The 17,526-nt window shown below is 56.8% G+C and carries 17 protein-coding genes and 2 pseudogenes; 5 read left to right on the forward strand and 14 right to left on the reverse strand.

Features of this window, described 5'->3' with window-relative positions; genetic code table 11:
• Positions 1-62: 62 nt before the first annotated feature.
• On the forward strand, positions 63-497 hold the full coding sequence (locus ACZ9BX_RS21695; RefSeq protein WP_027511317.1) for a DoxX family protein: 435 nt from the start codon (positions 63-65) through the stop codon (positions 495-497).
• Between the two features lie 645 nt (positions 498-1,142).
• On the opposite strand, the gene ACZ9BX_RS21700 is transcribed toward ACZ9BX_RS21695, so the two are convergent.
• From ACZ9BX_RS21700 to ACZ9BX_RS21710, 3 genes are all read right to left on the reverse strand, one after another.
• Positions 1,143-1,442, reverse strand: a complete 300-nt coding sequence (locus ACZ9BX_RS21700) for a hypothetical protein (protein ID WP_132568514.1) — start codon at positions 1,440-1,442, stop codon at positions 1,143-1,145.
• 144 nt (positions 1,443-1,586) lie between these two features.
• On the reverse strand, positions 1,587-2,240 hold the full coding sequence (locus ACZ9BX_RS21705) for a hypothetical protein (RefSeq protein ID WP_051336670.1): 654 nt from the start codon (positions 2,238-2,240) through the stop codon (positions 1,587-1,589).
• Positions 2,241-2,242: 2 nt separating this feature from the next.
• Entirely contained in the window at positions 2,243-2,698 is a 456-nt protein-coding gene (locus ACZ9BX_RS21710) for a hypothetical protein (protein ID WP_027511318.1), read from the reverse strand.
• On the opposite strand from ACZ9BX_RS21710, the pseudogene ACZ9BX_RS21715 reads away from it, so the two are divergent.
• Positions 2,692-3,443: pseudogene (locus tag ACZ9BX_RS21715) on the forward strand (IS6 family transposase). The gene ACZ9BX_RS21710 and the pseudogene ACZ9BX_RS21715 overlap by 7 nt on opposite strands.
• Positions 3,444-3,522: 79 nt before the next feature.
• On the opposite strand, the gene fdxB reads toward ACZ9BX_RS21715, so the two are convergent.
• From fdxB to ACZ9BX_RS21770, 11 genes and pseudogenes are all read right to left on the reverse strand, one after another.
• Positions 3,523-3,840 carry a ferredoxin III, nif-specific gene (gene fdxB, locus ACZ9BX_RS21720; RefSeq protein WP_027513830.1) on the reverse strand — a complete coding sequence of 106 codons (318 nt, stop codon included), beginning with the start codon at positions 3,838-3,840 and terminating at the stop codon, positions 3,523-3,525.
• Positions 3,837-4,040 (reverse strand): CCE_0567 family metalloprotein, encoded by a 204-nt coding sequence (locus tag ACZ9BX_RS21725; protein ID WP_027513829.1) that lies wholly within the window; start codon positions 4,038-4,040, stop codon positions 3,837-3,839. The genes fdxB and ACZ9BX_RS21725 overlap by 4 nt, the downstream gene beginning before the upstream one ends.
• 26 nt (positions 4,041-4,066) lie before the next feature.
• The gene (locus ACZ9BX_RS21730; protein WP_087005979.1) at positions 4,067-4,552 is read right to left on the reverse strand and encodes a NifX-associated nitrogen fixation protein; all 486 of its coding nucleotides are present in this window, start codon (positions 4,550-4,552) and stop codon (positions 4,067-4,069) included.
• Positions 4,553-5,050 carry a nitrogen fixation protein NifX gene (nifX, locus tag ACZ9BX_RS21735; protein ID WP_027513827.1) on the reverse strand — a complete coding sequence of 166 codons (498 nt, stop codon included), beginning with the start codon at positions 5,048-5,050 and terminating at the stop codon, positions 4,553-4,555.
• On the reverse strand, positions 5,016-6,398 hold the full coding sequence (nifN, locus tag ACZ9BX_RS21740) for a nitrogenase iron-molybdenum cofactor biosynthesis protein NifN (protein ID WP_027513826.1): 1,383 nt from the start codon (positions 6,396-6,398) through the stop codon (positions 5,016-5,018). The genes nifX and nifN overlap by 35 nt, the downstream gene beginning before the upstream one ends.
• A 9-nt stretch (positions 6,399-6,407) precedes the next feature.
• Entirely contained in the window at positions 6,408-7,874 is a 1,467-nt protein-coding gene (gene nifE / locus ACZ9BX_RS21745) for a nitrogenase iron-molybdenum cofactor biosynthesis protein NifE (RefSeq protein ID WP_027513825.1), read from the reverse strand.
• A gap of 55 nt (positions 7,875-7,929) precedes the next feature.
• Positions 7,930-9,471: a nitrogenase molybdenum-iron protein subunit beta gene (nifK, locus tag ACZ9BX_RS21750; RefSeq protein WP_027513824.1), complete on the reverse strand. Its 1,542-nt coding sequence runs from the start codon at positions 9,469-9,471 to the stop codon at positions 7,930-7,932.
• A gap of 100 nt (positions 9,472-9,571) precedes the next feature.
• Positions 9,572-11,074 (reverse strand): nitrogenase molybdenum-iron protein alpha chain, encoded by a 1,503-nt coding sequence (gene nifD, locus ACZ9BX_RS21755; RefSeq protein ID WP_027513823.1) that lies wholly within the window; start codon positions 11,072-11,074, stop codon positions 9,572-9,574.
• Between the two features lie 109 nt (positions 11,075-11,183).
• Positions 11,184-12,077, reverse strand: coding sequence for a nitrogenase iron protein (gene nifH / locus ACZ9BX_RS21760; protein ID WP_027513822.1), 894 nt, complete (start codon positions 12,075-12,077; stop codon positions 11,184-11,186).
• Positions 12,078-12,742: 665 nt separating this feature from the next.
• A pseudogene (locus ACZ9BX_RS21765) lies at positions 12,743-13,493 on the reverse strand (IS6 family transposase).
• Between the two features lie 286 nt (positions 13,494-13,779).
• Positions 13,780-14,706, reverse strand: coding sequence for a LysR family transcriptional regulator (locus tag ACZ9BX_RS21770; RefSeq protein ID WP_027513943.1), 927 nt, complete (start codon positions 14,704-14,706; stop codon positions 13,780-13,782).
• A 255-nt stretch (positions 14,707-14,961) separates the two neighbouring features.
• Here ACZ9BX_RS21770 and ACZ9BX_RS21775 point away from each other — a divergent pair, with 255 nt between their 5' ends.
• Genes ACZ9BX_RS21775 through nodC form a run of 3 tightly spaced genes read left to right on the forward strand, consistent with a single transcriptional unit; the run spans position 14,962 to position 17,493 of the window.
• Positions 14,962-15,552 carry a NodA family N-acyltransferase gene (locus tag ACZ9BX_RS21775; protein ID WP_027513944.1) on the forward strand — a complete coding sequence of 197 codons (591 nt, stop codon included), beginning with the start codon at positions 14,962-14,964 and terminating at the stop codon, positions 15,550-15,552.
• Entirely contained in the window at positions 15,549-16,226 is a 678-nt protein-coding gene (gene nodB / locus ACZ9BX_RS21780; protein WP_132568926.1) for a chitooligosaccharide deacetylase NodB, read from the forward strand. The genes ACZ9BX_RS21775 and nodB overlap by 4 nt, the downstream gene beginning before the upstream one ends.
• Positions 16,213-17,493, forward strand: a complete 1,281-nt coding sequence (gene nodC / locus ACZ9BX_RS21785) for a chitooligosaccharide synthase NodC (protein ID WP_027513879.1) — start codon at positions 16,213-16,215, stop codon at positions 17,491-17,493. Before nodB ends, nodC begins: the two co-directional genes overlap by 14 nt.
• Positions 17,494-17,526 lie beyond the last annotated feature (33 nt).

The raw sequence follows: 17,526 nt of genomic DNA on the forward strand, positions 1-17,526 counted from the left end.
ATCCGACGATCGCGGCGCACGGATCTTATGTGCTCGTTCACCACCTCTTCTGGAGACATCAGATGCCACACAGCTCGACTCTTCATTCAGCACCGACTGCTGCAAAATCCTTGCAAATAGGGCTCTGGATCGCCCAAGTGCTCATTTTTGTCGCGTTTACCGTATTCGGCTGCATGAAGTTCTTCATGCCGATCGATCACTTGGCGGCCATGTGGGTCTGGCCCGGAGACGTGCCGCCACGGTTCCTGCGCCTAATGGGCCTCATCGATATCGTAGGCGGTGCCGGCATTCTCCTGCCCGCCCTCACCCGCATCCTGCCCCGGCTGACGGTTCTGGCCGCCTTGGGGTGCGTACTGCTGCAGATTGTGGCCTTCATTTTCCATTCGTCACGCGGTGAGCTGTCGGCCCTTCCGCTGAACGCCATCCTTCTCCCCGTCTGCCTGTTCATTCTGTGGGGGCGCGGGAAAAAGGCTCCGATCATCGCGCCGCGCGGATAAACGACCCCAGCCGGGAGGCCGTATGCTCCTGCCGGTCAGGCTCCTCTCGATCCTCGACTTCTCTCGGAGTTCTGCATGAAGTTCTATTACAGCCCGGGCGTCTGCGAGGCCCGGTCTGCCATTCACCGCCCATACCGTTGCTACGGACGCATACGTCCCACACCGGCGCTGATGATTACTACGCCCTCAATCTCCGCGGCTACGTGCCGCTGGTGGAGCGGGCCAATGGCCAGATTCTGACCGATGGCCTATGATCATGCAGTATGTGGCCGATCAGGTTCCGGAAAGGAACTTGTACCGGCCTGGGGTTCGATGGGACGGTATCGCCTGATCGAAAGGCTAGCCTTTGTCAGCAGCGAGTGCACAAGAATTTCGGGCCCTCTGTTCGATGCCCGAAGACCGCAGGAAGTGAAAGCTATCTTCTCGAGCGTTTTCTTGGTCGCCTCGGCTGGCTGGAACGGCAGCTCGATGGCCAGATGGACGGCAAGTTCTCTGTTGCCGAGGCCTACCTACTCGCTATCTGCAACTGGGGCAGGATCGTTGGGTTAGACCTAACATCCTTCGAGAGCCTGCAAGCACTCCTCGGTCGCATCGCTACCCGCACATCTATGTAGGAAGCGTTGGCAGTCGAAGGGCCTCGTAGCATCAGTTCACCGGCACGCATGCGCATGCCGGAATAAGCCAAACATAGCTTTTTAACGCAAGTTGGTTGCGGTGGCTCACAACCAACGATTCCTGTGATTGGTCGAGCGCCGCATACCGAGGCTGGCGACGTGAGAATAAGCCGGTCGAAGATGAAAGCAACAGGACAACTCCAGAACTTTTTTCCTCGTCCGCTAACACCACCGTCGCTTCATCTGCGTGTTGGGAGAGATTTGCCAAGAAGCGTTCTGCTGCTAGCAGTAGCGATGGACCAAAATCACGGTACAGGAAACCTACTTTCACGGTTTTGCCTCCGGGCCAGTGCGTTCGATCATCCATGCGGCTGGCGTGTGACCATCTTTGCCACCAACGAAAGCCGAACCGACGAGGCCAGTGCGGCCGCCAATGCGCTTGAAGGTCAAGAGAGGGAACAATCCAGGTCGTTCATCAATCCGCGACTTCCGCTCCACCTGCATCCTTCTTGAACGTGATCGAGACGGGCGCCTCACCATTGGCCGCGATCTGCAACTGGAGTGTCTTCGGTGAAGGCGTCGTGTACAGCATGGAGTTTTCATTGGCGCGATAATGCGTCTGCGCGGCCGCCCAGTCAGCGACACCTTTGAGATCGAAATGCAGCGCTGTGGTTTTTCCCGCAGCCACCGTGAAACCGGACAGGTCGCGATAGATGCTTTCGGTCTTGGCGTTCGTATCGTCGGTCAGCGTCAGATACATTTTCAATCCCTTGAGATCGGCCTTGCCGTCGTTCGACATGGCGAGTTCCAGATGATCAGAAACGTTCTTCTTCGTGACCGGATCGAAATTGTCCTCTACCTTGGCGGAGAGAACGCGGATCGTCGCCGGCGTCCCGGTCTGGACAATCGGGTTATCGAGCTCCGTCGGTCTGGCGTCGGCCTTGTCGTTCTGACCGTCGCCGTCCGTATCCGCGATCAGGGGATCGGTCCCCAGCAGTTTCTCGGCAATATCGGGGATGCCGTCATTGTCGCTATCGAGGGGAGCCGAGACCGCAGGTGCAGCAAAGGCTGTGAGACCAAGGAGAAGGAAGCTCGAGACGAGAAAATTCGTCTGTTTGACGTGGGTCATGGTCAGTCCTTTTTGAGGTTTGCGATGTTGAACGGAAGCATAAACAGGGCGGCGAGAAGGGCTGCGGACAGGCCGATCAGCCAAGCGGCGTCGCTCCAGCGATCCCGCATGACGGTAACGAGTGGTTGACCGTAGTAGATTTCCTTGATGCCAAGGGCTGCGAAGCACCAGCGCTCAAGATGTTTGGCGGGCGACAGCTGTTCAATGCCGTCACGGACCGTTTCATAGGTCGCAAAGGACGTCATGATCTGTTTTTCCTGCGGCTTGGCGATGCCGAGTGTACGAAAGACGCCGGCACCAACCTGATTGTCGGGATCGAGCGTATCGCCGATCTGCGGCGCGATCAGAACCAAGGTAAGCCAGATGGCGAAGGCGGCCATGATGGCGTGCGCCGGCCGGCGCATGTGGAGCGCCAGAATCAAGCCGAGCAGGAAGAACGATCCGACGGGTGATGTCACGTTGTCAGCGGCTTAACGGTTGTCGGATAATGGGTTGGGATGAACAGTCCGGCCGTAAGCTACAAGAACCACCGCTTTCCACCGCAGATCATCGCCCGTGCGGTCTGGCTGTATTTTCGGTTCCCTTTGAGCCTGAGGATGGTCGAGGAGATGCTGCTGGAGCGCGGTATCGTCGTCTCCCATGAGACGATCCGGAGATGGGGTCGCAAATTCGGAACGGCTTATGCCAGGCAGTTGTGCAGAAAGAGGCCTTCGCGAAAGGATATCTGGCATCTGGACGAGGTGGTGATTTCCATCGGCGGCCGCAAACATTGGCTCTGGCGTGCCGTTGACCAAGACGGTTACGTTCTCGACGAGATCGTTCAAGCCCGCCGCGATACCCAAAGCCGCCAGGCGATTGCTGGTCAGGCTGCTGAAGAAGCAAGGCCTGACGCCGAAGCGGATCGTCACCGACAAATTGCGCTCATATGGTGCTGCAAGACGGGAGGTGATGCCCGCCGTCGAACATCGATCGCACAAGGGCCTGAACAACCGGGCCGAGAATTCTCACGTGCCGCTTCGAAAACGGGAGCGGATGATGCAGGGATTTCGATCCGTCGGCGGCTTGCAACGGTTCATATCGATCTTTTCGGCACTCCGAAATCTCTTCGTCCCCCCGCACCAGAAAAACTCAGCCCTCGCCATCCACATCCATCGGATCCGCGCAATGGCGCAGTGGAAAGCCGTGACCGGCGCAACCGCCTGACGTCTCACACAAGCGCCTTGTTCCGACTTGATCAAACAACGTGACATCGCCGCATTACATTCTCCCGGTTCCTCCTCGCTCATTCGGCAATCGTGCCACTCGCGATGTGAGTTTGGCAGTTTTTTGGACAGACGCGGGCGCAGGCCCCACATCCGATACAGCGGCCGGGAAAATCGACGACCATGATCACTCGATTGAGCTCGCCATCGAAGTCGTCTTCCTCGCCATTGCAGACACCGAGAATCTCACCTGCATCGTCGATACCGTGAGGATGCATGACCTCCCGTGAGCAGACCTTGAAGCAGCGGCCGCAGCCGATGCACATCAGTCGATCGATGGAAGCTAAATACTCCGGCATCCATTTGGTCCCGTCGCGGGTCACGCATGAGCTTGTCATTTTGAATCCTGCGATGCAGCGAGTTCTCTTTTTGCAGCGTCCAACTCAGCAAAGGCATGAAATGTTTTCTCCGCAACTGCCGTAATTTCGGTCCAGTTGACCGGAAACTCTTCGGCGAGGTCGTGCAATTCCATCTTCGCATACCAAGCGCGCACCTCCAGCTTCCACACCCTTTTCTTCAATTCTTGAAGTTCTGACATGGTCTCGTTCTCCAACACCGTTTCCATCACGACCGCGCGAGATCCGGATAAGCTTCGATGACTTGGACCGCATCGCTGACTAACTGCGTACCGGTCTTGGCGCATTTGCGAAGGTTATTGAAACCGAACCGATGAACGTCACGCAGGGTCTTTGACAGCAGGACCAACCGTTTGGTCGTAAGTAACACCCGCCCGAAGCCCTCTTGGCTGATCTCCATCGTCCGCGACACCAGTAAGTCTGAGCGCTCCTTACCAAGGCCGACGGCGGTGTAAAAGGTTTTAAGCCTCCACAGGACATACGGATCGGGATCGCCGATGATTGGGATTGCGCGGCGCTGGTCCTCCGGAACAGTGAAGTTGTCCAGCAGTTCGACGTCGCACTTGCCTCTCCACCGTCCGTATGTATCTTCAGCGCGGATCAGCCGCACGAGGCATTTGATAAAGGGCTTTTCAAGGCTCTTGTCGTCACTGGCAGCTGGAATAACCGCGGGATTGGATCGCGTTGTCATCATTCACTCCTCGTCTTCGAAGCTGGCTTTCTTTCCGGCGGCGCCCGCTTGGGCTAACACCTTGCGAAGCCACGGTGGGGGCGCCGTCCTTAGCATCGTCCGAATGCGGGCTAGCACATTGTCGATGGGTTCAGGCTGCGGCACCTTGATCGGATGGATCTTTGCCGCAATAACCTTGGCTGCCGCAGGCCCGCCGATAGCCAGGCAAAATAGGAGCTGGCAACCCCTTAGCGTTTCCACTTTTGGAGCGATGTTGTTATCACCATCGGCTCGATGCGTTCCGCTCTCATCGGAAACGTCATCGAACACTACGGCTTCCACGAGACTCCACGCGTCGGGCGTCACGTCGTAGATGGCAAATCGTTTAGCCGACCCGAAATGCGCGTTCAGTCCTCTCATGTCTTGAGTGGCGATTGCTACCCGCAGTACGCCGATTTGCCGTTTTGGCCGCTGTTCGTGGAACCCATCATTGACGAGCGAGAGACGACGAGTTGAGGTCATTTTGCAATTCCCCGCTACGGATTGGATTAGGTGCGCCCGAAGTCGGCGTGTGTTGGTTAGCCTGAAAAATGTTGGCAACCTCGTAGATCATGTCGCGCGTCCCCTGATACAGGATTGTAAGTTTGTGCTGACTGCCTAGGCGGTCGAAGATCGGAAAGCCAATACGCATTAGCGGAATGTCGAGACGCTTTGCAGCTTGCCTGCCGTGCGAGTGCGTGACGAGAAGATCGGCACCCGGGGCGAGGTGTTCCAGGTCACTGAGATCGCCGACCTGAACTGTCTCCGCTGGAACTATTTGCAGTATTTTTGAAGACCCTGTCGTGGTGATGGCGGCTGTAATTTCCGCACCCATGCCAGTGAAAAAATCTGCAAACTGGTAGAGCTGATCCGGCTCGGAGGCGATTGCGATCTTCTTGCCAGCCAGATGGAAATGTCCGTCGAGCATGGCATCCTGCAACTGCATGCGGCTGCGACGGACATTGGCAGGCGCTTGTTCGCGCGACATTGCTGTAAGCAGCCGGATAAGCTGGTCCGCGTTCTTCAGGCCTGTGAGCGACTCGAACAGCACGTATGGTACGCCGGTTAGCCGCTGCAACGCTTCAGCCGGTCGCCGCATCTGCTCGCCGATGGCGATGCATTGCATCGCGGCACCGAGGTCGCGGATGTCCTCTATTTTCGTGCCGCCATACGTTGTGGGGATCCAGTGGTCGGGGATGGTGCCATCAAGCGCGCCGGACACATCGGGCAGTATCACCGGTTTGAGCCCGAAGCCCTCGGCCGTCTCGCGCAGATGCTCTATGTCGGCAACTGTTATGTTCCAGCCGGGCAGTATCGCGATCTTCCTCGGATCGCGATACTGCGTCCGGGGCCGAGTGATTCCCTCGATCATAGCGGTAACAGCTTTGGACCACCCCTCTTCTATCGCACCGTCGAAGTCCGGCGTCCTGGCGAGCACCACTTCCGTACCCGTGAGTTCTGTCGCCCGCGTGCGTTTGATGGTGGCTAGGTCCCCAGCGACATCCTCGTCGCGGGTCTCTACCAGTGCGGTCGTGCAAATCCCGATCAGCCGGGGCTTTGCGCGGGCCTTGAGATTAAGGATGGCCTCTTCGAGGTGATCCGCGCAGCCGACGACAATTGCAATTTCATCCATCGCCGTCGTCTGCAGCGGGATCAATTCCTTAAAATGTCTTCCGAGCAGCACCAGCGCAAAGCTGGTACACCCCTGGCTGCCGTGGAACACAGGCATTGCACCATTGATGCCAAGAAAGGCGAAGGCAGCGCCCAGCGGCTGAGACGATTTCAGAGGATTAATCGCCGCCGATTTAGTTTGGGGAAGGATGCGGGCCATAAGATTACCTCAACAGTCATCACCGGCGGTTTCGCCGGCAAAATTTGATGCACTTGCTGTTCTGTCTTCCAACTTCTCCTCGGTGGTCATGGCCTGCTCCCACGGTGCCGGTTCGCGCACCTGCGCCCAGATCGGATTGTGGATTGCGAGATCGATCTGGCGTGCGAGCTGCACCATGCCGTCATAACCGGCGTAAGCGTGATGTCGCTCCTGATTGATGTCGAGCCAAGGCATTTTCGCCTTCAGCGCGATAAACTGCGTGCGACCGCCCGACAACATGATGTCAGCCTTTTGCTCGGACAACATCGAGTAAAGCTCGCGCGGTGCAACCGACTCGTACAGGTGGTTCTCGTCCTTTAGAATTTGCTTGATTCGCTCCTTATCATCGGCCGTCGATTTCTTGACCGATGTGCCGACGATCTCCATGCCGATTTCCATTAACGATTGGACGACTGACCAGGATTTCACGCCTCCAGTGTTGAGAAGCACGCGCTTGCCTTCGAGCCGGGGCCGATAGACTTCCAGCCTCTTCCACGCTCTTTCCTCTTCTTCCACGACAAGCGCTTCCGTGCGATTAAGGAGCTCGGTGTCGGCGCCTTTCATTACGAGCAATTCAGCGATCCGCCGGAGCGCTTCGGAGGTGGCGGAGATGCCGTAGAAGGAGCCCTCGAAGAAGGGAATGTCCCAGCGCTCCTCCATCTTGCGAGCGAGGTTGATCAGGGCGGTTGAGCACACCATCATAGCTGCACGTGCGCGATGCGCGGAAGCAACTTGCAGATAGCGCGCGTCGCCCGGAATGCAGGCACGGACACGGATGTCAAGCCTGTCCAAGAGCGGCTTCACCAGCCAGAATTCGCCTGAGAGGTTGAATTCGCCAAGGATATTGATGTCGTGATGGCCTGGGTCATCCGGCTCTACCGTACCTATGACGTGGTCGAGTAACACCTCGCCGGCAAGTTTGTTACCGAGGTTCTTAGAACCCGCAAACCCCGGCGCATTGACCGGCACCACCGGTATGGCGAACTTTTCCGCCGCGCGCTTGCAAACCGCCTCGATGTCATCGCCGATCATCGCCGTAACGCAGGTTGCATAGACAAAGATTGCAGCCGGCGCATACGCCTCTTTGATCTCGCGGATCGCTTTGAAGAGCTTCCGCTCGCTGTGCCCCATCACTATGTCGAGTTCGGTAAGATCAGTGGTGAAGCTTGTGCGCCAAAGCGTGGGACCAGAAGACGCAGCGCCGCGATTATCCCAGGAATTGCCTTCGCAGGCGAGCGGCGCATGGATCAGATGCGCGACGTCAGTGATCGGCTGCAGCACGATCTTGGCCCCGTCGAAGGAGCAACCACCGGCTGTCGCTCCGGGGATCAACGGCTTGGAGCAGCCCTTTTTGCGCGCCTTGGGGTCCTTGTTGCGATTTCTCTCGCAGGCAGGCTCGTCGAACGCATCTTGGATTTTGAGGGTGTGCGGGGACATTGCGTTGGCCTTCAGGTTCGATTGGGAGATGGCCGGCCTAAGCCGGCCGCCGCTCTTAGCGAGTGAGGTCGTACGAATAATCTGTCACACCCGGCTGCATCGTCTCGCAATCGAGCTTGTCAAAGATCTTGTCGAGGATGGCCGTTAGGACACGTAGCCCACCTTGATAGCCCATGAGGGGGAAGCGGTGGTGGTGGTGCCTGTCAAAGATCGGAAACATCAGCCGAACCAGGGGCGTGCCGGTGTCGCGCTCAAGATACTTGCCATAGGAATTGCCAATCAAGAGATCCACCGGCTCGGTCAAAAGTAGTGAGCGCATTGCCCAAAGATCTTTGCCCGCCCACACCTGCGCATCCTTGCCGAAGGGCGAGGATGCGAAGAGCTCCTTCATCTCGGTCTCCCAGGCTGAGGTGCCGTTTGTGGCGAGGCAGTGTGTTGGCTCGCCACCGGTCTCCATGATGAACCGGGCCATGGCGTAAACGAAGTCCGGATCGCCGTAGATCGCGTACTTTTTGCCATGTAACCAGGACTGGCTGTCGGCCATTGCATCGATCAATCTTCCGCGTTCCAGTCGGATTGCCTCAGGAATTTCTCTTTTGGAAATCTCCGATATCTTCATCAGCAATTCGTCGGTCGCCGTAACGCCGAGCGGGTAATGAAAGGAGGCTGTCGCCTGTCCGACCTCGTTGCAATATTCCAGCGTCTTGCGCGTATTGTAGTGCTGCAACGACAATGTCGCCTCCGAGTTCAGAGCCGCCTTCACGTCCTCGATCTTGGTTCCTCCGTCGTACATACGGAACTCACCGTCGGAAGGCGTATCGAATTGGTCGGCGGCGTCCTGGATGAACACGTAGGTCACCCGCATCATATCGAGCAGACGCTTTAATTCGCGATTGTTGCCAACGCAGAAGCCGTCGAAGCCCGGAATGATGTTGATGCAAGCAGCGACTTGCGTGCGCGCCGTGCCCTTCCAGAAATTCTCGAGCACGCCTTTTACCATGCTGTCATAGCCATCGACATGGCTGCCGACGAAGGCTGGCGTATGGGCGAAAGGCACGTCGAAATCGCGCGGGACGGAGCCCTCATTTTTTGCATTTTCAATAAACCCGTGCAGGTCATCGCCGATGACCTCTGCCATACAGGTGGTCGAGACCGCGATCATCTTCGGGTCGTAGAGCTTATAAGTATTGGCGAGACCGTCGACCATATTCTTTAGGCCGCCAAACACAGCCGCATCTTCTGTCATCGAAGATGAGACCGCAGATGACGGCTCCTTGAAATGGCGCGACAGGTGTGATCGATAGTAGGCAACGCAGCCCTGACTGCCATGGACAAATGACATCGTCCGCTCAAATCCGGCGGCCGCGAAAACTGCGCCGAGCGGCTGGCAGGCCTTGGCCGGGTTCACGACAAGCGCTTCGCGGGCTAGGTTTTTTTCGCGATATTCCCAGGTCTTGGTGAACTCGCGTTGCTCCGAAACAACCTGGTCCGGGTGTGGGCATTCGAAATTCAGCTTTTTCTCGGCAAGCATTTGCCTGTATTCCGGCTCGCGGAATAGAGGAGCGTGATCGAGAACTTTTTCGGCCGATTGCGGCATAGTAGTCACCTCTTTAAATCTGGCCGCGACTTGCGGCGAGAGAGAAACCTTCGAGATTTTTCAAGTCTCCCGCGACGGTTTGCCGCGAGAGACCGGGCTCTCATTCGGCTGCAACTGCCGTTGCAGGCGCCGCCGTTTTTTTCCAAGGCGCGTCGTAGAGACCCCAGACCGGATTGTTGATGGCGAGATCCATGTCACGGGCGAAGATGGCGAAGCCGTCATAGCCGTGATAAGGGCCGGAATAATCCCAGGAGTGCATCTGACGGAACGGAATGCCCATCTTCTGTACCGGGTATTTCTCCTTGATGCCTGAACCGACGAGGTCGGGGCGAATCCCCTCGATGAACTTCTCCAGTTCGTAACCGGTCACATCGTCGTAGATCAGCGTGCCCTTTTTGACATAGTGACCGGTGCGCTGATAGTCGTCGCCGTGGCCGAATTCGTAGCCGGTGCCGACGATCTCCATGCCGAGGTCCTCATAGGCAGTGATGACGTGACGGGGGCGCAATCCGCCGACGTAAAGCATCACCCTTTTGCCATCCAAGCGCGGCTGGTACTTCTCCGTCACAGCCTGGACGAAGGGCTGGTACTTGGCGATGACCTTCTCAGTCCGATCCTCGATCTCCGGCCCAAAATGCTTGGCGATGCTGCGCAAAGAGGCTTCGATCTGGGACGGACCGAAAAAATTATACTCCATCCAGGGGATGCCGTATTTTTCCTCCATGTGCCGAGAGATGTAATTCATCGACCGGTAGCAGTGAATGAGGTTGAGCTTGGCCTTCGGTGCGCGCTCGACTTCGGCCAGCGTGGCATCCCCGGACCAATTGCCGACCACACGCAGCCCGACCTCCTCGAGCAGAATGCGGGAGGCCCATGCATCGCCGCCGATGTTGTAATCACCTATCACATTAACGTCGAAGGGACTGGACTCGAATTCCACGTGCTTCTTGTCGAAGACCCAATCGCGGATCGCATCGTTGGCGATGTGATGGCCGAGCGATTGCGACACACCGCGGAAGCCCTCACAGCGCACGGGCACAATGGTTTTGTTGTGCTCCTTTGCTTTCTTTCGCGAGACAGCCTCGATGTCGTCGCCAATCAGGCCGATTGGGCATTCCGACTGCAAGGTGACGCCGTTATTAAGCGGAAACAGTTCCTCGATCTCATCGATGACCTTCTCCAGCTTTTTGTCGCCACCGAAAACGATGTCCTTCTCTTGGAAGTCTGAGGTGAACTGCATTGTCACGAAAGTGTCGACGCCCGTCAGGCCGACGTAGTAGTTGCGGCGCTGTGACCAGGAATATTGGCCGCAACCGACCGGCCCATGCGAGATGTGAACCATATCCTTAATCGGTCCCCAAACGACGCCTTTTGAGCCGGCATAGGCGCAGCCGCGGATCGTCATCACGCCTGGAACGGACTTAATGTTCGACTTCACGTCGCATTCGGAAACCGCGTTCGCGCCCTCGCTGGATCCCTCTCCGCCCGTTGCGACACCGAGGTGCTTACTGCGGCGCTTCGCCGCCTTGTCGGGATACTGCGATAGTACGTCCTCGATTAGCTTCGCGTGGAAATCACTGTTATTCTCGTAGTCGAGGCTCATTGGGCCTGTCCCCTTTTTTAAAGGTTCGGATGAAGCCTCATCAACGAGGCATTGGTGCGTGGAATGGCGCGCTGCATAAAGCTGCGCGCCATTCTTGTCGGCATGCCTGTTAGTGGACGGCTGCCGCCTTCGCTTCCTTGGCATGAAGCTCGGCAAGCATCTGCTCGTCGGTCTTCATGATGCCGAAGTCGAGCAGCATGTCCTCCAGTTCCTCCATGGTGATGGGCGTCGGGACGGTGCCCTGGCCCGAATTTGCGTGGATCTTTTCAGCCAGCGCGCGATATTCCGCTGCCTGCTGAGATTCCGGCGCATATTGGATCACTGTCATCTTCCTGAGCTCAGCGTGCTGGACGATGTTATCGCGCGGCACAAAGTGAATGAGCTTGGAATTAAGCTTAGCAGCCAGAGCTTCGGCGAGGTCGAGCTCGCGGTCGGTTTGACGCTCGTTACAAATCAGCCCGCCCAAACGCACGCTGCCGGCGCTGGCATATTTCAGAATACCCCTGGCGATGTTGTTGGCGGCGTAGAGTGCCATCATCTCACCGGACATGACGATGTAAATTTCCTGGGCCTTGTTTTCGCGAATCGGCATCGCGAAGCCGCCGCACACCACGTCGCCGAGAACGTCGTAGGAGACGTAGTCGACATTGTCGTAGGCGCCGTTCTCTTCTAGAAAGTTGATCGAGGTGATGACGCCGCGTCCGGCGCAGCCGACGCCTGGCTCGGGACCGCCAGACTCCACGCATTTGATACCTCTGTAGCCAACCTTGAGCACGTCTTCGACCTCGAGGTCTTCCACCGAACCTTCCTTTGCCGCAAGATCCAGCACCGTGTCCTGCGCCTTCGAGTTCAGGATAAGTCGGGTGGAGTCGGCCTTGGGGTCGCAGCCAACGATAAGAATCCTCTGCCCGAGGTCAACAAGAGCGGCGAGCGTATTTTGGGATGTGGTGGACTTGCCAATGCCACCCTTCCCATAGAATGCGATCTGACGCAGAGCTGCCATGTTCTTTCCTTCACTTGTTTGAACCAACGCGGTTGTCCCGCGACGTGGATGCCGTCGGCAGCTTCCGCCGCCTCGCATGAAGTGTTTCAAGAGTCGTGCCAGACAGCTAAATTGAGGTGGGCAAAAAATATCTGCTGCTATTCCAGCGATTTAGACGGCAAAAGGGCGCCGCTTAAGGAAATACAGCGTTGTCAAAGACCCGACAAAGGTGACGACGGTGTCATGAGTTGGTTGTCCGAGTCAGAACGGCAACAAATTCGTGCTGGTCTTAGGGCGCTAGCCTCAGATCGGGGGGGCGCCTCCGTTTATGAAATGCAGTTTTTCAGATGGCAGTTCGAAGATTCTATTCGTTAGGCCAAGCCTCAATGGGCCGAGTGTGACAGTTGAGGCAGTTGGACTGAAATCTCGACGGCCTGCTTGTCGAGTTGTGAGCTGCTTCATCTTTCAATCGCGGTGATATTGCGTCAGAGTGTTGGGGATGTGACAGGTATTATTTAAGACAGTGACCGGCACTTCATGCGCAATTTCAGGAAATTGCTGGGATAGTGCCGATTTTCAGGTCGCGCAGGGACCGTCGCAGGTTCATTGGGGACCATCTTGGAGCGGCTGTGATGGCGATGTCACGTTGTTTGATCAAGGTCGGAACAAGGCGCTTGTGTGAGACGTCAGGCGGTTGCGCCGGTCACGGCTTTCCACTGCGCCATTGCGCGGATCCGATGGATGTGGATGGCGAGGGCTGAGTTTTTCTGGTGCGGGGGGACGAAGAGATTTCGGAGTGCCGAAAAGATCGATATGAACCGTTGCAAGCCGCCGACGGATCGAAATCCCTGCATCATCCGCTCCCGTTTTCGAAGCGGCATGTGAGAATTCGCGGCTCGATTGTTCAGGCCCTTGTGCGATCGATGTTCGACGGCGGGCATCACCTCCCGTCTTGCAGCACCATATGAGCGCAATTTGTCGGTGACGATCCGCTTCGGCGTCAGGCCTTGCTTCTTCAGCAGCCTGACCAGCAATCGCCTGGCGGCTTGGGTATCGCGGCGGGCTTGAACGATCTCGTCGAGAACGTAACCGTCTTGGTCAACGGCACGCCAGAGCCAATGTTTGCGGCCGCCGATGGAAATCACCACCTCGTCCAGATGCCAGATATCCTTTCGCGAAGGCCTCTTTCTGCACAACTGCCTGGCATAAGCCGTTCCGAATTTGCGACCCCATCTCCGGATCGTCTCATGGGAGACGACGATACCGCGCTCCAGCAGCATCTCCTCGACCATCCTCAGGCTCAAAGGGAACCGAAAATACAGCCAGACCGCACGCGCGATGATCTGCGGTGGAAAGCGGTGGTTCTTGTAGCTTACGGTCGGACTGTTCATCCCAACCCATTACCAGACAACCGTTAAGCCGCTGACAACGTGACATCACCCCCGTCTCCTATGCATGAGGCTCTACGAGAGGATCGCTCTCGCAACCCTCGATACATGCATATTGTGAGACGGGTCACCCCGGTCCCAGGCGAACATTTAGTCTAGATTACCTGGCTCAATTCAGGAAGTCAGCAACTCATCGAGCATCTCTGTTTTCGCGATCCTGGTGCGTGTCTGAGCAGGCAATGCAGTGTTTTGGCATTCCCTTTCAAATGCATGCTGTTTCACCCACTGGCACTATGCAGTTCACACATCAACGCAGGCGATTCCATTTTGTAAGTCTAAGAGTTTTCCGACTGGGATTCCATGCGGGTCCCTTCCTCTACCAGTAACTCCCGCATCCAGATGCTTGCTGGATCACCGTTGTAGAGGGTGGGCCATTGGACAGCCTCGGTGATTGGAGGAACTGGCACCGGAAGTTCTACGATCCGCAGGGGTGTCGTTTTTGCGAAATGATTGGCAAGACGCAACGGCAACACCGCTATGCGGTCGGTGCGTGATAGCAACTGCGGGATTAAGGTAAAGCCCGGCACGACGAGTTCGATGCGCCTCTTGAGACCGTGCTCCACCAGTAACCACTCGTCGATGCTGGGCTTCACCGTGCGCCCGAAGTTGGGTGAAACATGCCCCATCGACATATATGTTTCGACGGAAAGCTGCCGTGACAGCTGCTCATTGGTAGGGCAGCCGACGCACACGAGTGTGTCGGATAACAGTTTCGCTCTGGGATGCGCACTCAACATGAACAAATCCGGCAGGATTAGAAAATCGACATCGCCGCGGCGGAGAAGCTCAGCAGGCTCGTCATTAGGGGCAACCAACTCGAAGGTGACGGCGGGAGCTTCTCGTGCGACGCGCTGCACGACCTTCTCAAAGAACACGAGTGTCATGAAATCGGAAAGGACGATCCTGAAACGCCGTTCCGACTGGGCAGGGTCGAACGTTTCCAAGGAAATAATCGAGAACTGAATTTGCAGCAGGGTGTCCCGGACCGCGGAGGCGAGCGCTTCCGCACGCGGTGTTGGAATGAGTTCGCGGCCTTGCATTATAAATAGGTCATCGCCGAAATAGGTGCGTAACCGGGCGATAGCCGCGCTCATAGCTGGCTGACTGAGATTGATGCTGCGTGCCGCGGCCGTGAGCTTGCGTTCGGTCATCAGAGCGTCGAGCGCAACGAGGAGATTTAGATCAAGGCCTTTGAAACGCATGTGTAATGGATCCGCAGTGTGGATGATTGTCATTCAAACAATCAATTTTACTAATGTTGCAGCGTGCTTATAAACCCCGAACGCAAGCGAAATCAAGGCGTCGGCGGAAACAAGAAGTCACGATGATCCCTGATCTGGCTCGTACTGCTCGAGGACCTCGTCAACCGGCGTCACAATCCGCTTACCAGGCGTAACGTGCGCTTATCCTACCACTGCTTTGATCGTGTTGGGTAAAATACAAGCTGGAGTTCTTGCATGCCCTCGAATGTACAGTGGAAACTATACTGGGAAAATGAGTTGGAACGGTCAGACCACTCAGAACTTTCTGAGTTCTTCAAAAAAACCTATGGGCCGTCAGGAGTGTTCCACGCGAAACCATTCGAGGGCGGCCGAAGTTGGGCCGGCGCGAGGCCGGAACGACGTGCAATTGGCTACGACTCCCGCGGAATAGCAAGTCACATGGGCTTGTTGCGCCGTTTCATAAAGGTTGGTGAGACTGATCTCCCCGTGGCTGAATTGGGTTTGTACGGGGTGCGACCGGATCTGGAGGGAATGGGCATCGCTCATTCGGTCAGCGCATTGTTTCCGACGCTGCAGGAGTTTGGCGTCCCCTTCGCCTTCGGTACGGTTCGGCACGCCATGCGGAACCACGTCGAAAAATATGCTCGAACCGGTATGGTTAGCGTGCTGACTGGGGTTAGTGTCCGGTCGACCCTTCCAGATTTTCGTCCCGACATCCCCCCCACCCGCATCGAGGACCTGCTCGTCTTAGTGATTCCGATCGGACGCACCATGAGCGAGTGGCCGTCCGGCACGTTGATAGAACGCAACGGACCAGTACTATGACACAATTCGACTATATGCGCGAAGTGCCGGTTAATAGCGCCGGCGGCACCGAAGATCGCAGCGTTTATTTAACGTTTGACGACGGTCCTAACCCATTTTCTACGCCACAGATATTGGATGTCCTGGCTGAACACCGCGTGCCGGCGACGTTCTTCGTCATCGGTGCGTATGCGAAAGAGCAGCCGGAACTCATCCGGCGGATCGTGGCGGAAGGTCACGAGGTTGCTAATCACACGATGACTCATCCGGACCTGTCAACATGCGGACTTCACGAAGTAGAACGTGAGATAATTGAGGCAAATAAGGCCATTCTCTCGGCGTGTCCCGAGGCTGCGGTCCGCCATATACGAGCGCCTTACGGGGCTTGGACCGAGGACGTGCTTTCCAAATCAGCGAGCGCCGGACTTGAGGCCGTCCAGTGGTCGTCAGACCCGAGAGATTGGTCTCGGCCGGGCGTCGACGCGATTGTTGATGCAGTACTTTCTACTGCTCGACCTGGCGCAATCGTGCTTTTGCACGACGGCTGTCCTCCCGATGAGGTTGGGCTTTCGGGTCTGCGTGACCAAACTCTTTTGGCGCTTTCACGTATCATCCCGGCGCTGCACAGCCATGGTTTTCGAATTCGTGCACTTCCCAGCATCACAGAACAGACGAGAGCCCATGTATCTGCTTGACACAGCCAGCATCGCCGCCATCTCGCTCTATGCCCTGCTCTCGACCGCTTACAAGAGCATGCAGGTCCTTTATACTCGCCCCGCAAACGGATCAGCAATCTCGGCGCCACCGGTCGCGACCGGCCCCCGGCCAGCCGTTGATGTTATCGTCCCCTGCTTTAACGAGGACCCGCGCATCCTCTCGGCGTGCCTCGCGTCCATTGCAGACCAGGATTATGCTGGAGAACTGCGAGTCTATGTCGTCGATGACGGTTCTAGGAACCGCGACGCAATCGTGCGTGTACATGATGCTTATGCGCGCGATCCGAGGTTCAGCTTTATTCTGCTCCCGGAGAATGTCGGAAAACGCAAAGCGCAGATCGCCGCAATACGCCAATCATCTGGAGATTTGGTGCTAAATGTGGACTCAGACAGCACTGTCGCGTCCGACGTCGTGACCAAGCTCGCATTGACGATGCAAAATCCGGGGGTCGGTGCGGTGATGGGCCAGTTGATCGCCAGCAACCGGCGTGACACTTGGCTGACGCGATTGATCGATATGGAGTATTGGCTTGCCTGCAACGAAGAACGCGCGGCACAGGCACGCTTCGGTGCCGTGATGTGTTGCTGCGGCCCAAGTGCTATGTACCGGCGGTCCGCGCTCCTTTCCCTGCTAGATCAGTACGAGACGCAACTGTTTCGGGGCAGACCAAGTGACTTCGGTGAGGATCGCCATCTGACGATTCTCATGCTGAAAGCAGGCTTCCGAACCGAGTATGTTCCGGACGCCGTCGTAGCAACAGTCGTTCCGGACACGCTGGGATCGTATCTGCGCCAACAACTGCGTTGGGCACGCAGCACGTTCCGGGACACCTTTCTAGCACTCCAGCTACTGCCAGGCCTTGACCGCTTTCTCACGTTCGACGTGATCGGGCAGAATGTCGGGCCGCTGTTACTCGCGGTGTCACTAGTGACGGGACTTGCGGAATTCATACTGTCAGCCACAGTGCCATGCTGGACAGTCTTGATGATTGTCTCCATGACCATGATACGCTGCAGTGTTGTAGCGTTTCGTGCTCGCCAACTTAGATTTTTGGGTTTCGCGCTGCACACACCTATTAACCTCTTTCTCTTACTTCCTTTGAAAGCCTATGCCTTGTGTACATTGTCTAACAGCGATTGGCTGTCGCGCGGTTTCGCTCCGAATGTACCGGACAGCGGTCGAAAGCAGATCGCGGTGCAAAGCCCAAGGTTGGCGGCATCCGAAGGCACGTCCGATGTCGCGTGATTAGCCAGATACCGTAGATCGGCGAGTTTTGCA

It is taken from the genome of Rhizobium sp. USDA 3886, from assembly GCF_056279785.1.

Excerpts from the sequence above, each read along its gene's own strand:
- ACZ9BX_RS21695 (WP_027511317.1), top strand. The coding sequence starts at position 63 with ATGCCACACAGCTCGACTCTTCATTCAGCACCGACTGCTGCAAAATCC.
- ACZ9BX_RS21705 (WP_051336670.1), bottom strand. The coding sequence starts at position 2,240 with ATGACCCACGTCAAACAGACGAATTTTCTCGTCTCGAGCTTCCTTCTC.
- fdxB (WP_027513830.1), bottom strand. The coding sequence starts at position 3,840 with ATGACAAGCTCATGCGTGACCCGCGACGGGACCAAATGGATGCCGGAG.
- ACZ9BX_RS21725 (WP_027513829.1), bottom strand. The coding sequence starts at position 4,040 with ATGTCAGAACTTCAAGAATTGAAGAAAAGGGTGTGGAAGCTGGAGGTG.
- ACZ9BX_RS21730 (WP_087005979.1), bottom strand. The coding sequence starts at position 4,552 with ATGATGACAACGCGATCCAATCCCGCGGTTATTCCAGCTGCCAGTGAC.
- nifX (WP_027513827.1), bottom strand. The coding sequence starts at position 5,050 with ATGACCTCAACTCGTCGTCTCTCGCTCGTCAATGATGGGTTCCACGAA.
- nifN (WP_027513826.1), bottom strand. The coding sequence starts at position 6,398 with ATGGCCCGCATCCTTCCCCAAACTAAATCGGCGGCGATTAATCCTCTG.
- nifE (WP_027513825.1), bottom strand. The coding sequence starts at position 7,874 with ATGTCCCCGCACACCCTCAAAATCCAAGATGCGTTCGACGAGCCTGCC.
- nifK (WP_027513824.1), bottom strand. The coding sequence starts at position 9,471 with ATGCCGCAATCGGCCGAAAAAGTTCTCGATCACGCTCCTCTATTCCGC.
- nifD (WP_027513823.1), bottom strand. The coding sequence starts at position 11,074 with ATGAGCCTCGACTACGAGAATAACAGTGATTTCCACGCGAAGCTAATC.
- nifH (WP_027513822.1), bottom strand. The coding sequence starts at position 12,077 with ATGGCAGCTCTGCGTCAGATCGCATTCTATGGGAAGGGTGGCATTGGC.
- ACZ9BX_RS21770 (WP_027513943.1), bottom strand. The coding sequence starts at position 14,706 with ATGCGTTTCAAAGGCCTTGATCTAAATCTCCTCGTTGCGCTCGACGCT.
- ACZ9BX_RS21775 (WP_027513944.1), top strand. The coding sequence starts at position 14,962 with ATGCCCTCGAATGTACAGTGGAAACTATACTGGGAAAATGAGTTGGAA.
- nodB (WP_132568926.1), top strand. The coding sequence starts at position 15,549 with ATGACACAATTCGACTATATGCGCGAAGTGCCGGTTAATAGCGCCGGC.
- nodC (WP_027513879.1), top strand. The coding sequence starts at position 16,213 with ATGTATCTGCTTGACACAGCCAGCATCGCCGCCATCTCGCTCTATGCC.